Annotated in this window: 11 protein-coding genes and 1 pseudogene; 4 read left to right on the top strand and 8 right to left on the bottom strand. The window is 46.6% G+C overall.

Features of this window, described 5'->3' with window-relative positions; all coding sequences use genetic code 11:
* Window positions 1-39: 39 nt before the first annotated feature.
* The 4 genes and pseudogenes from R3B84_08195 to R3B84_08180 form a co-directional block, all read right to left on the bottom strand.
* Window positions 40-1,662 carry a hypothetical protein gene (locus tag R3B84_08195; protein MEZ6140536.1) on the bottom strand — a complete coding sequence of 541 codons (1,623 nt, stop codon included), beginning with the start codon at window positions 1,660-1,662 and terminating at the stop codon, window positions 40-42.
* A gap of 79 nt (window positions 1,663-1,741) precedes the next feature.
* Window positions 1,742-2,653, bottom strand: a complete 912-nt coding sequence (locus R3B84_08190) for a prenyltransferase/squalene oxidase repeat-containing protein (GenBank protein MEZ6140535.1) — start codon at window positions 2,651-2,653, stop codon at window positions 1,742-1,744.
* 129 nt (window positions 2,654-2,782) lie between these two features.
* Entirely contained in the window at window positions 2,783-4,234 is a 1,452-nt protein-coding gene (locus R3B84_08185) for a DUF1501 domain-containing protein (GenBank protein MEZ6140534.1), read from the bottom strand.
* Window positions 4,235-4,248: 14 nt separating this feature from the next.
* Window positions 4,249-7,283, bottom strand: a pseudogene (locus R3B84_08180) (PSD1 and planctomycete cytochrome C domain-containing protein).
* A gap of 398 nt (window positions 7,284-7,681) precedes the next feature.
* Between R3B84_08180 and R3B84_08175 the strand changes: the two are divergent.
* The 3 genes from R3B84_08175 to R3B84_08165 are packed head-to-tail and all read left to right on the top strand — an operon-like array spanning window position 7,682 to window position 9,082.
* Window positions 7,682-8,059 (top strand): STAS domain-containing protein, encoded by a 378-nt coding sequence (locus R3B84_08175; GenBank protein ID MEZ6140533.1) that lies wholly within the window; start codon window positions 7,682-7,684, stop codon window positions 8,057-8,059.
* Window positions 8,060-8,097: 38 nt separating this feature from the next.
* On the top strand, window positions 8,098-8,466 hold the full coding sequence (locus R3B84_08170; GenBank protein ID MEZ6140532.1) for a hypothetical protein: 369 nt from the start codon (window positions 8,098-8,100) through the stop codon (window positions 8,464-8,466).
* Window positions 8,399-9,082: an LOG family protein gene (locus tag R3B84_08165; GenBank protein MEZ6140531.1), complete on the top strand. Its 684-nt coding sequence runs from the start codon at window positions 8,399-8,401 to the stop codon at window positions 9,080-9,082. The genes R3B84_08170 and R3B84_08165 overlap by 68 nt, the downstream gene beginning before the upstream one ends.
* Window positions 9,083-9,089: 7 nt before the next feature.
* On the opposite strand, the gene R3B84_08160 is transcribed toward R3B84_08165, so the two are convergent.
* The gene (locus R3B84_08160; GenBank protein MEZ6140530.1) at window positions 9,090-10,307 is read right to left on the bottom strand and encodes an NPCBM/NEW2 domain-containing protein; all 1,218 of its coding nucleotides are present in this window, start codon (window positions 10,305-10,307) and stop codon (window positions 9,090-9,092) included.
* A gap of 56 nt (window positions 10,308-10,363) precedes the next feature.
* On the opposite strand from R3B84_08160, the gene R3B84_08155 reads away from it, so the two are divergent.
* The gene (locus R3B84_08155; GenBank protein MEZ6140529.1) at window positions 10,364-10,756 is read left to right on the top strand and encodes a hypothetical protein; all 393 of its coding nucleotides are present in this window, start codon (window positions 10,364-10,366) and stop codon (window positions 10,754-10,756) included.
* 1 nt (window position 10,757) lies between these two features.
* Here the strand turns inward: R3B84_08155 and R3B84_08150 are convergent, their stop codons facing one another.
* The 3 genes from R3B84_08150 to R3B84_08140 are packed head-to-tail and all read right to left on the bottom strand — an operon-like array spanning window position 10,758 to window position 12,953.
* Window positions 10,758-11,090: a hypothetical protein gene (locus tag R3B84_08150; GenBank protein MEZ6140528.1), complete on the bottom strand. Its 333-nt coding sequence runs from the start codon at window positions 11,088-11,090 to the stop codon at window positions 10,758-10,760.
* A gap of 46 nt (window positions 11,091-11,136) precedes the next feature.
* Window positions 11,137-12,219, bottom strand: coding sequence for a prenyltransferase/squalene oxidase repeat-containing protein (locus R3B84_08145; protein ID MEZ6140527.1), 1,083 nt, complete (start codon window positions 12,217-12,219; stop codon window positions 11,137-11,139).
* Complete coding sequence (locus R3B84_08140; GenBank protein ID MEZ6140526.1) at window positions 12,216-12,953, bottom strand: hypothetical protein; 738 nt, start codon at window positions 12,951-12,953, stop codon at window positions 12,216-12,218. The genes R3B84_08145 and R3B84_08140 overlap by 4 nt, the downstream gene beginning before the upstream one ends.
* Between the last annotated feature and the right edge of the window lie 85 nt (window positions 12,954-13,038).

The raw sequence follows: 13,038 nt of genomic DNA, 5'->3' as shown, positions 1-13,038 counted from the left end.
GACTCGTTTCAAACAGAAACTGCTTCTATTCCAGACATGTTATTCCGGTAGTGCTACTGCGGCTGCCTGAATAATCTCCTTAGTCTCATCATTTTGAATCAGTGCAACGACCTGCAGGTTTTTGAAATCAAGTGGTCTGCTGGAGAATTTGAAGTTGACACCAGCCCGCAACGCACGAGCTTCCAGATTATCCATTGCCTTGATCTGATTAGCTTTTAACTCACTCACCTTAATAGCAAGTGATTTTTCACCAGTTTTTTCAGTAAGTGGGAACCCTTTTGTCCCTCCAGGGGTGGCACGTACCACTGCGTGGTGATAGATCTGGCCGTTACCAGCTTTGAAGCGAACCCGTTCTTCCGTTACCACAAAGCGCAGGATAATTTTTTCGCCTGGTTTAGCAATATCTGCGTAATTTACTTTAATGGTGATATCATCGCCCTTTCCCGTAGCTGCGACAGCAAGTTTTGCCTCTGCAGGTTTTTCCAGCCATGGGTCAATCAATTCTTTGTAAGCAGCGTACTTGGCGCGAGCTAACTTTGCGGAACCTCCCCCGCTCAGTTCTTCTTTACCATTAATAAAGATTGCCGGGGTATTTTGTTTTTCCTGATCGATGATGTAAAAATTCAGTCTTTCATCCGTCTCCGCATTGGCTAAAGGGTCTGGTCCGGGAATATTCACGTGGTAACTCAGCACGAGCAATTCCGTTGGTTTGTACGATTGTAACAAACCTGTAACAGCCAGATCGACACCCACGCTGCCTTCGGATTCGCTGCCTGTGAATAGTTCTACAACTGCAACGCGGTTGCTGGCAGCTTTACGACCGGCATACGCTTCTGGTTGAAATGGAAATTGATTGCGAAGGTAATCTGCATATACCCGTGGTTCCAGGCGAGCCACTTTCGCCATGTATTCTTTGAATTCGGCGTCCCGCTTGTTTTCAAAAATCTGGGCAATTCGCTCTAAAGTAGTTAGTTGTTTCAGCAGAGTATCGTCACGAGTCAACAGTCGCTCTGGCAGTTTGGCCTGCTCTACTGCAATGGCGATAAACGCCTGTTGGCCAATCAAACGTTCTGCAATCCGCAATGAGATTGTTTCCTGCCATTTTGTGCCATAGGCTTCGGCACGTTTCATCGCTTTTTCGACATATGCACGCACGTCCGCTTCGGTCATCTTGTTTTTTTCTGCACCATCAAGCACAAGAAACAGGTTGCCAAAAAATTCCTGATCGGTGGCACTGCTATCGAGCAATTCTTTCTGAAACTGGAACAGATCTTTACTGAGACTTTTCAGTTTGGTAGGCTTCAAATCCAGTAGAATCAGCGAGCCATCCTGATCCAATGTCCCTTTGATCATTTTGCCATCATCAGCCATTTTTCCTTCAAACTTCCAGCGGTTCGGTCCAAAAGTGATATCCAGGCTGATTTGTTGTTCGCGAATTACGATGGAAGTTTTCGCTTCAATTTTTATCACCGGAACCGTATCCAGGAAATCGGCGATCCACTTACCGTCTACTTCACTGAACATAAACAACATGTTCAGATCGAAGCTTTCTCGCTGTCCCTGAATGGGAACCGAAAGTCGCCAGTTGCCAGCGAAATCGGCTGCAGAAGCGAGTTGAGTGGTGCCAGCCAACAGCACCAGCGAATACATACACAATTTCATTCCATCCTCCTATGTGCGGTGGGAGGTTATCTTAAGCACAGTGCGACAAGGGGTGGAAAAATAATGTCGTCGCTGGAAATTAATTTTTTGTTGCAAGCCAGTGCAGAATAATACCCGCCTGATATGTTGCAGAGATCGTTGAAGGTTGCTTAGGTGCGTTTCCAAATCCACCATCTGCATTCTGACACTTCGCCAACCAAGATTTCATTTTATTCTCATCTTTTGGTTTCGCTTTCAACAAATGAATTGCCCGCACCACGCGATAAGTGCTGGCTAGATCCGTGGTTTTGGTGGTGGGATTCCAGTACCCACCATCATCTGTCTGACCAGTTATCAGAAAGTTTGCAATTATGTCCTGCTGCGATTTGGGAAATTGGCTGCCCGTTCGCAAAACCATAGCTGCAACACTGCCGGTATCCCAAGTGGTGCCCATTTCGGGACCAAAAACACCAAATCGATTGGCACTCGCTTTCACAGTGGTCAACCAAGGTGAAACCTCCGCAGGAATTGGTGGGAATGCTTCCATACCCGCAATCGCGAGCCGACGTTCCTCAAAAGTATGAGCGTTCTGTACTAAATAGGTGCGGCTTTTGGTAATATCAAACTTAGAATTTAGTGCTTTCAGACCCATTAATGCCACGGCAGTGGGGACGACTGCAGGCTTCCCTTTCGGTGATGCAGCAAATCCACCTGTCTGGGGATCGAAGCAGGAGATGATGAACTTCTCACAATCTGCCGGTTTCTTGGGTTTACTGCCAAAATAGCCCAGTGCTCGCACGCCCGCAGTGGTTGACATCACACTGACCGTGCCTTTTGGTCGATCCGTATACCCACCTTGTGCATGCTCTAATTGTTCAATCCACGTCACTGCTTTGGAGGCTTCCTGGGCAGCAACGGTGGAACAAAGCAGGCAAAAGCAAATAACAGATAGCAAAGCCATGTTCTGGAAATGTACAGGAAAAAGGATGTTACGAGTGATTTTGGTCATCATGGATGCTTGTTTTCCTTTGGCTTGTCAATCAAAACCTGGTTATCGAATAACCGCCAATTGTAACATAATTTGAGCTGAATCAATATCAGAATCAGTACGGAACGGTTGAGTTCCTGGCAGAAACAGATGCTATGCCAACAATCCTTTTACCACTTTCCCTTCTACATCAGTTAAACGAAAATCTCGCCCCTGAAAACGGAAGGTCAACCGTTCATGGTCGATACCTAACAGGTGCATGATTGTCGCATTCCAATCGTGGATGTGAACACCATCACGAACGATATTGTAAGCGTAATCGTCTGTTTCGCCGTAAGTAATGCCCGGTTTCACCCCACCACCTGCAAACCACATCGTGTAACACCGACCGTGGTGGTCACGACCATAGTTAGTGTTTGTCAAGGCACCCTGGCTGTAGACCGTTCGGCCAAATTCCCCACCCCAGATCACGAGTGTATCATCCAGCATTCCCAGCCGCTTTAAGTCAGAAATCAATGCTGCCGATGGCTGATCGACATCGCGACATTGCCCACGGATCTGTGCCGGCAGGGAACTGTGCTGATCCCAGCCACGGTGCATCAATTGCACAAAACGCACACCACGCTCTACCATGCGACGTGCCAGCAGGCAGTTGCGGGCAAATCCTCCGTCAGTTTCCTGATCTTTGATGCCATAAGCATCGAGCACCGATTTCGGTTCTTTTTTCAGGTCAGTTAATTCCGGCACGCTGGTTTGCATGCGAAAAGCCATTTCGTATTGTTCAATCCTGGTCTGTATTTCCGGATCGGCCACCTGGGCTGCGGACATCTGATTCAACTGATTTACCGCATCAAGGACATTTCGACGTGATTGGTTGCTGATCCCAGCCGGGTTCGACAAATATAACACAGGATCTTTGCCAGGATTAAAGCGTACGCCCTGATGCTCGGAAGGTAAAAAGCCAGTCCCCCACAGGCGGGAAAAAATGGGTTGATCGTTCTTGTTGCCACTACCTTGCGAAATCAGCACGACAAAAGCAGGTAGTGACTGGTTTTCGGTGCCAAGGCCATATGAAAGCCACGCACCCAGGCTGGGGCGACCAGGCTGTTGACTGCCAGTTTGCAGGAAAGTAATTGCCGGATCGTGGTTAATTGCTTCGGTATGCAATGTCCGTACGACTGCAATATCATCCGTAATTTTGGCAATGTGGGGCAAAAGTTCACTTATCCACGTGCCTGACTTGCCATGCTGTTTGAATTGAAAGATTGAGGGTGCAACCGGTAAGGTTTTCTGACCAGAAGTCATCCCGGTGATCCGTTGTCCCATGCGGATACTGCCTGGTAAATCTTTACCACGATTCTCCTGCAGCTTGGGTTTGTAATCAAACAGATCAATGTGGGATGGCCCTCCAGACATGCAAAGGTAAATTACCCGCTTAGCCTTCGCAGGGTGATGTAGGTTTTGCAGCACACCGGGGACACTATTTTTTTCAGCAGCCTGACTGCTTTGTGGCTTCAGGAGCGATGCCAGTGCCATCATTCCCAGTTGAGTTCCGCTGTTGTTCAGGAAAACCCGTCGATTCAACAATTGATTCCAGTTATGCATGTTTATCTCCAGGTTTATTGTCGGGTTAAAGCCTCATCCAGATTTAACAAGGCATTGAATACTGTTGTCCAGGTAAACAGTTCTTTGGCATCCAGCTTCGAATCAACAGTTGATTCCCCCACCTGCAACAATTTCCTGGCGCTGGGTGCATCCTGGTCATAAATTTGTCGCTGTTTCTTCAACAACTGTAGCACAACGTGCGTTTCCTGTTCCGAAGCGGGACGTTGCAGAGCTATATTGAACATTCGTTGGATTAATTCTTCATCTTTGCCTGGTTGACTTACAATCTTTTCCGCCAGTTTGCGTGCTGCTTCCACGTATGTGGGGTCGTTCAGCAGCACCAAAGCCTGCAGAGGGTATTCGTTACCGAACGTTTGATGGTGCAGGTTTCGCGATCTGGTGCATCTAATGTTGCCATGGCTGCAGGTGGTGATGTGCGTTTCCAGAAAGTATACATCGACCGACGATACAGATCCGAACCGGAACTGGGGGTATATTTCTGTGCTGTCCAGTTTGCCCCATCGGTGCGAGACATCAAAGCTTCCCACAATCCCGGTGGTTGGTAAGGGAAAACGCTTTTCCCGCCGATTTCGTTCTGCATTAACCCACTGACAAATAATGCTTGATCTCGAATGAATTCTGCAGAGAGGCGATAGCGAGGTGCCCTTGCCAGATAGATATTCGTGGGATCCAGTTTTAACTGCTCTGGTGTAACCTGTGAACCTAGCCGGTATGTACTGGAAAGTACCATCTGTTTCAGGAGTTTTTTTACATCCCAGCCAGAGTTGATGAAATCAACAGCCAACCAATCTAATAGCTGAGGGTGGCTGGGAAACTGCCCTTGTGTGCCAAAATCTTCAGAGGTATCCACCAACCCACGACCAAAGATCATCTGCCAGTAGCGATTTACCGTTACCCGTGCAGTAAGTGGGTGGTTTTCAGATACCAGCCAACGTGCCAATCCCAGTCGATCCTGCGACGTACCCTTCGGTAGTGCAGGCAGAACAGAAGGCGTACCAGAAGTTACCTTTTTGCCTTTTTTGTCGAACTGCCCACGTTCCAGTATAAAAGTATCCCGCGGTTGTGCCATTTCGCTCATTACCATGACCGAAGGCATTTGCGCTTCCATGGAAGCCATTTGCTGCTGGATTTGAACAATCTGTTGATTGATGTTCGCCTGGTGGGTAGAGACTGCAAATTGATAATATTGCTGCAAAATCTGTTTTGCAATCAACCCACGTTCACTTGCGGGTACTTTTAATGCGGTGCGAATCAATTTGGGAAGTGGCTTTCCCAACGATGGGCTGGAATCGCTCGTTGTGTAAAGTTGTAGCTTCCCAATCTGGTGCTGTGCAAATCGAGATTCAAAACCAAGCTGAACGGCAACAATACCATTTTTCGGATCCAGTGTTTCTTTCAATGTAAAAACCAGTGAATGATCTTTGCCTGTGGCTGGATAGATTGCCCACCCATTTTTTCCTGTGGCCAGATTTCTGACAGGATATTCTGCCTGGCTGAAACTTGCATCGTACTTGATGACTTCTTTGCGTAAAAAGTTTTTCTCCTGGCCTTGATACACATGTACTTCCGTCAGAACAAAATTGCCGTTTTCTGATCTGCCAGGGCCACCAGCTGAGAGTCGTTTGTCTGCGAGTACATCCAGTCGAAAACCTGTAATTGGTGCGGTAATCTTCGTACGAATTGTGTAGACATCTCTGGGTGGGTTGCTGCCACTGATCCACCAGGTGCCATCGGTTTCTTTGCGGAAAATACCTTTCCCCTGGCTAGTAATCGATGCAATCTCTGCGACGTCCCACGTGGGTGTATTGGTGCCAATCTGCTTTTCCCACTTGGCTTGTTCTTCAAGCAATCGAGGATTGGGCTGGTTTCTGCTTTTTTCCAGCTTGGCGATTTCCTGCTGCAGTTGATCCAATCGCACTTTTTGGTTCAGGTCAGGTACACGTAAAATGGGGACGGCGTTCCCACGACGACCATCCAGTCCATTTTCAGGAACATTGTTGAAGAACGCATACAGCCGGTAGTAATCTTCCTGACTGATAGGGTCATACTTATGGTCGTGGCACTGAGCACATGCCACCGTCAGCCCCAGCCAGATGGTGGATACCGTATTCACCCGATCAACAATGTAGGCGTTGTGGTACTCCGCTGGATTTGCCCCACCTTCAAAATTAATCATGTGATTACGATTGAATCCAGTGGCAATTCGCTGTTCCAGGGTGGGGTTGGGCAGCAAATCCCCAGCTATTTGCTCGATGGTAAAATCACGATACGATTTGTTCTGATTAAAGGCCTTAATCACCCAATCCCGCCACAAAGTCATGTCGCGGCCGTTATCGATGTGATAACCATTTGTATCGGCGTAGCGGGCGGCATCCAGCCAGTCAACAGCCAGCCGTTCGCCAAAACGGGCGGAACTCAAGAGCTGCTGCACTAGTTTTTCGTAGGCATCAGGTGCGTTATCATGGACAAATGCTTCCACTTCAGCAAACGTCGGTGGCAATCCAGTGAGATCGAGATAGAGTCGACGAACTAATGTACGTCGATCGGCCTCTGAATTTGGTACGATGCCCACTTTTTGCCATTGCGCAGCAACAAATGCATCAATTTCATTCCGTACTTCGAAATCTTCCCGAACCACGGTGGGAGGTGGGGAGAGTTTTGGCATTTCAAACGCCCAGTGACTTTCGAAAGTAGCCCCATTGACAATCCAGTTGCGGATCACCTCTATTTGCTGTGGTTTCAAGGTTTTCTTGGTTTCAGGTGGGGGCATCAATTCGGTGTGATCTTTCGTCACCAGCCGCTGAAAAAGATCACTTTGCTCAGGTTTGTCGGCCTGCACCACCGATAATAAGCCTTCTTTGGTGTCGAGTCGAAGGTCGGCCTTCCGTTGTTTCGCATCCGGACCGTGGCACGCAAAACAGGTGTCAGCAATGATTGGGCGAACATCCCGATTGAAATCGAGTTTATCAGCACCAATAATGCTGGTGGTATTAATGCTGAACAGGAAGAGGAGAAGATATTTTTTCATAGCCACATCGCAGAAAATTTTGATGAGAAAGCCAGCATCACTGTGTAATACGGTGATTTTAGCAGAATATCACCACGAATCCTAGCAGTGGCGATCAGAACCATCGTGCTCACCTTTGCAAGGCAAAGAATGCTCTCACAAGTGTACAATATACATTATGTGTACAATTTTATATTCTGTCAAGTGGTTTTCAAAAAAAGTAGAAAATTTTTCCAAAATTACCCTGACACGTTTTCCGGCTTCCACAGTGGGTTGGGTGGCAAATAGTTCGGAAAGGGGTGCTGAACGTAAGAGCTGAGGAGCACGTAAGTAATTATTCAGTATGTACTTGGTGAAGCCAGTTTGAATCGCTTCCGATTGGATGTATCCTAATAAAGTGATAGCAGGGGCTTAGAAACATGAGCGAGCAGAGCAGTCTGGAATATTTTTCGGTAACCCGCAGGGGGGAAATCGTGGTGATTGTGCCCAACGCCGATGTTGAGCAATTACCATCGAATGTCATCGAAACCGCTGCCCAGGTGGTGCTGGCCCCACTGAAAGAAGCCCCACCAAGCCTGGTGGTGATCGATTTATCGCAGGTCAGCTATTTTGGGTCGGAATTTATTTCCTTCTTGCTGCGCTGCCACCTGGTGGTGAAAAAACACAGCGGTGAACTGGTAATTGCGGGAGTTTCTGACCGAATTAAAGAATTATTAAGCCAAACAAATCTGGATACAATCTGGGCAATTTACCCCACCGTAGATGAGGCGATTCAGATGCTCGGTGGGGCTTACTAAGCCGCAATTACTGTTACTACAAGAAAAAGGGATGTTTTGTGAAGGAGAATAAATCCCGCCCGAACACGGCGGAGGAATTTCTGGAAGAAATCAAAAGCACCGCCAGTCGCTTGCAGGATGACGGCATTTCGCGTGGTGATGCGAAACTGCTTTCAACAGCTTTAAAAGAATTGCGTTACTGTTTCCAGGTATTTTCACGTTATCAGAACAAGAAAAAAGTCTCGATATTTGGTTCTGCACGCACCCCACCAGAACATCCTACGTATGTTCAGGCGATGGAGTTTGGAAGAAAGTGCAGAACAGGATTGGATGGTGATCACCGGAGCTGGGGTCGGGATCATGGAAGCTGGTCACCTCGGTGCGGGGCCAGAAATGAGCATCGGTTTGAACATTTTGCTCCCTTTTGAGCAATCTGCAAATACGGTCATGACGGGTAACGACAAATTAATGACCATGCGTTACTTTTTTACACGCAAGTTAATGTTTATCAAAGAAAGCCATGCGATTGTGCTTTTCCCAGGCGGCTTCGGCACCCACGATGAGGGATTTGAAGCGTTGACGTTGATCCAGACAGGCAAAAGTCACCTGATTCCAATTGTGATGGTAGATCAGCCTGGCGGCACGTACTGGAAGGATTGGGAAGAGTTTACCGTGAATGAACTGTTGGGAAATCAGTTGATTTCACCAGCAGATGTTCACTTGTACCACATTACGGAGTCCGTTGACCATGCTGTGGAAGTGGTAACGAGGTTCTATCAGAATTATCATTCTTATCGATACGTAAATCATTATTTAATGATTCGTTTGTTGAAACCATTGCACCCAGCCGCCATAGAAAAACTGAATCTGGAATTTCAGGATATTCTGGTTGATGGGGAAATTGTGCCCGCCGAGGCAGATCCGTTAGAAGCCAGCGATCCTGAATTGATGCACCTGCCAAGATTGAAGTTGCACTTCGACCGAAAACAGCATGGCCGTTTACGGATGTTGTTTGACGAAATCAACAATTCTCCAACACTGTAGCAGGATATTATTTCTCCAGTTGAATCCAAACTGGGTTGACCACATTGAGCCCATTGTTCTGAACTGGCTGAGCCAGTTCAAGACAACGAATTTTCAGTTCAGAGACGTTTTTTAATGGAATATTTATCAGTAAAGAGTCTTCAGCACCACTGAAATTACCATGATTAGGCAGCTCGACCGGTATATCATCAAGCAGAATCTGGATTTGTGCTGATCCACGTGAGGCAGTGATAGCATCAAGGCCCAATCTTGCATGAAAGGAAGCATATTTTTTCTTTAAATTGAACGAGATTTCCTGTCCACCTTCCATCTGCCATCCCTGGCAGAAAATATGAAACCGTTGATTAATAAAAAAGCTCATTCGTTGGTTTGCAATCGGTTCGGGTTGCCCAGGCAACAGGCGTACGATAGTTGGCTCAGTGTGTTCAATTCGAAAAACATCTGCACAAGAAATGCTGATGACTTGCCTGAAAATCGTGCTCCCTGTGATGAGCTTCCCGTCGCACGATAATTTCAACAAAGTGATTCGAGAACCGTCTCTCAGGATAATTCGGTCGAAACTTACTGGCAGAGGACGTTTTCGCTGCAATGCAGGATTCCAGACGATTCGAGAGACTTCAGATAGTTTCAGGGATTGATTTCTTTCGGCACTACGAACAATTAATTCATCAGCTGATCGCTTTGCAGTTAGTACTGTCCCTAGTAACTGTGTCTGATGTGCAAAGATAACCTTGTCCCGATCAGTAATGTTTTGAGAAATGGGGAGTTGGCGGGCTTGGGTGATGACTATTTCTTGTACTGCAGAAACCGGAAATCGCAATGGCTCATTTACTTTGACTCTGTCATTGGGTTGCCAGGTAATGCTGTCACCATCGGTTTCGAGCATCGTTCCACGCAGATGGTCACCGTTAATGAAAACAAGCACTCCAGCCTTGGGTATCTCTGGTGCCGCTGTTTCCATGGAACTGATTTGAAACCATTGTTTTGAAGTGAGTTGTATCTGGTTTACCGAACAGATTCCGTTTCGAATCTCTGGAAAATTACGTGTTACCAACAATCCCTTGGGAGTAGCAATTTCAATTCCATGGCTGTGGGATTCCAGATGAAAGACTGCAATAACCGAGAGTATGATGAATCGGTACAGGCAAAGAGTGGTTCGCTGAAACATGGTTGGTATTAAAATTTTTTGATTCAAACCTGGTGATTTTTCCAGAAATAATGACATAAATCATTGCCACTATCAATAGTATAGTGTAAGTTATCAATGTTCGCCGAGTTTATGTGAACAATGATGAAATAATAGGAAAAGCTATGGCAAGGGTTCCAGAAGGAACGGTCAGTAAAACTCAAATGGTACGTCAGGCTTTGGACGAACTTGGCAAAGGCGCCAAGCCAAAGAGCATCCAGGAGTTTGTAAAAGAAAGGCATCAAACAGATATCACGACGATGCACATTTCTCAAATTAAATCTCACCTGAAGAAGCATGGGAAATTAAAGCCACCACGTGCTGGCAAAACAACTGCAAGTGCTGCACCTGCAGCAGTTGTGGATGAAGAAACAGGATCAGCCAAAACTGCTGACATTGTTAAGTTCATCCGAACTTTGGAAGAGTGGCAGGAAAAGTTAGGTACTTCCGAATTAAATACGGTCATCAAAAGCTATTTCGGCAAGTAATTCACTCTTTTGCTAATGAATCGCCCGCCATTACCAAGTCCTGAATTGAAAAAATCCTCTTTGCTGAACTAATATCTGGTTCGAGCACAGCATTATGAATTCCCAATTGTAGACAGCCTCGAAAAACAGTCAGAAGTTCCAATACAGTTGGCTTCCACACTTTCCATCCTCTCTCCTGTAATGAATCCTGGTATTTTTGAGCAGATGCGACGTCCAGGAACATTGCAATCGCGTCTTCACCATTATTTATCCGCCAGCGGGCAAATTCCGGACCCTGCGGGGTCATGCGAACTAGCATTACTGGTTGTACTTCGTGTTGTGTATTCAGCAGCATTGTGTCTTTTCGGGTCTAAGTTAGAGTGTTAACGAGAGACAAAAACTTACTTTTGCAAAATCGGCAGGTAATTATTGGGTAGTTGCAGGATAATACAGGCCATCGCAGTCGCATAATGGTTGCAAATGGTTGGATCGATCCAGGCACCAGCACTGGTACGTCGAAGCATCAGCAGTTCTCGACTGATTGCTGGATACCATTCGTTCCAATATGCAGGCCCTGCGGTCCACATCGCCTGGGCTGCATAATAGTGTCCGTAGAAGTAGTGGTTGGCCATACTGATGCGCGAATCCTGCGATGGTTTGAACTTGATCAGATATTTTAATGCTCGATCAATTTCTTTCCCAGAGTAAACCCCAGCACAATACAAGGCTACTAGTCCGGCGGCAGAACGTGGGAAAGCGGAAGGGCCCTGACCGCTGAAATAGCTGAAACCACCATCCAGTGTCTGGCAGGACCGTACATAGTCTTCGCACTGCTTTGCTACTTCACCTGGGACATAAAACCCTGCATTCCGTGCAGAACGTAAGGCCATGATCTGGCAGATTGTAGCGGAAGAATCGGCCTGTTGCTTCACAGGCTCGTAACGCCAGCCACCTTCCGAATTCTGGGATTGAATGATCAAGTTAACAGCACGTTCAATCGTATTTTTTAATTTGAGCTGTAAAGTGGAATTCGGCACCATTCCGTAAAGTTCGCACAAAAAAAGAGTGCCAAAACCATGCCCATACATCGGAGCCTGCTGAAATAATCCATCAGCATTATTCAAATAGCCAGCAGGTGTTTTTTGTTCTTTATCAAGGATATACTGCATAGCACGCATGACATTTTTGCCATACGTGCCGCTGCCGGGCATGTTCCCGCCGGCCATCATGGCCAATCCTGCTAAACTGGTCACTGCAATGTTACCACGGAATAGAAAATTATCACCGAATGAACCATCATTATTCTGAGTGCCAGCGAGGTAAGCTAAGCCTGAATTGATCGCTGTTTGAACATCAATTGGCACATCGTGTCGATAATCACCTTGATTCGAAGTTCCGGTATCCTGTGCAAAACCAGCGATGTAACAGGTAGCAGCCACCGCAGTGGTGGTTTGCAAAAATGCTCTTCGTGATGAATTTGTCATTTGGAACCTGGAAACGGAGCTTGTTGGCGTTGTTTTGCCAGAGTTTCATAATACCTTTTTAATGCATCTGAATACTTTGGCATGAACTGCTCGCGGTAGTAGGCATCCATCTCCTGACGAGCTCTTTCGGGCAATTGGCCCCAGATATCTTCATATAACTTTGACAGTTGTTCCTGCCGCCATGCAGGAGAGCCTTTGCCAAATAGATCCCCCTCTGAGGCTTCTTTACCAGGTGCTTTCTTTGCTGGTTGTTTGCCCATTGTTCCACCTGTTTGAGGGCTAGGATCATCCTTCGTGTCCTTGCCCTTGCCAACTTCTTCAGGCATCGGACCTATTTCGGGAGGCTGATTCCTCGAATTCCTGTCTCGGTTTGGCCGACCGGTTGAATTTTCTTTTGACTGCGACTGATTCTTTTGATCGGATTGTTGCGGTTTGGGTGGTACATTGGCTTTGCCAGAAGCAGAACTTCCAGTTGAATTAGGTTTGTTATTTTGGCAATTATTGCAGGAACTGGATTGATTTTCTGCCTGTTTCAACAATTCGTTGATCAGGTCAATGTTCTGTTGTTGTAAATCTCGAGTACCTTGATCTGTTTTGCGAAGTTGCAACTGATCAGCAATCTGCCTGGAATTTCCAACAATCTTCTCTGCAATTTCTTCTGGTTTCCTGGTGGGGGCCGTTTCTTTCGGTGCTTCCTGAGAAACTGCCGATTGCATCGTTGCTAGAAAAAACAAAATTCTTGCCAAAAAACTTCTTACTGAAATTTGGGAGACTATATTTTGGAAGTATTGAGCCGATATTCTTTTGCATTTAAGCATG

The organism is Zavarzinella sp., assembly GCA_041399155.1.
Taxonomy (GTDB): Bacteria; Planctomycetota; Planctomycetia; order Gemmatales; family Gemmataceae; genus JAWKTI01.
Note: the sequence above shows the minus strand (reverse complement) of the source record. Positions and strands in the feature narration are given on the sequence as shown.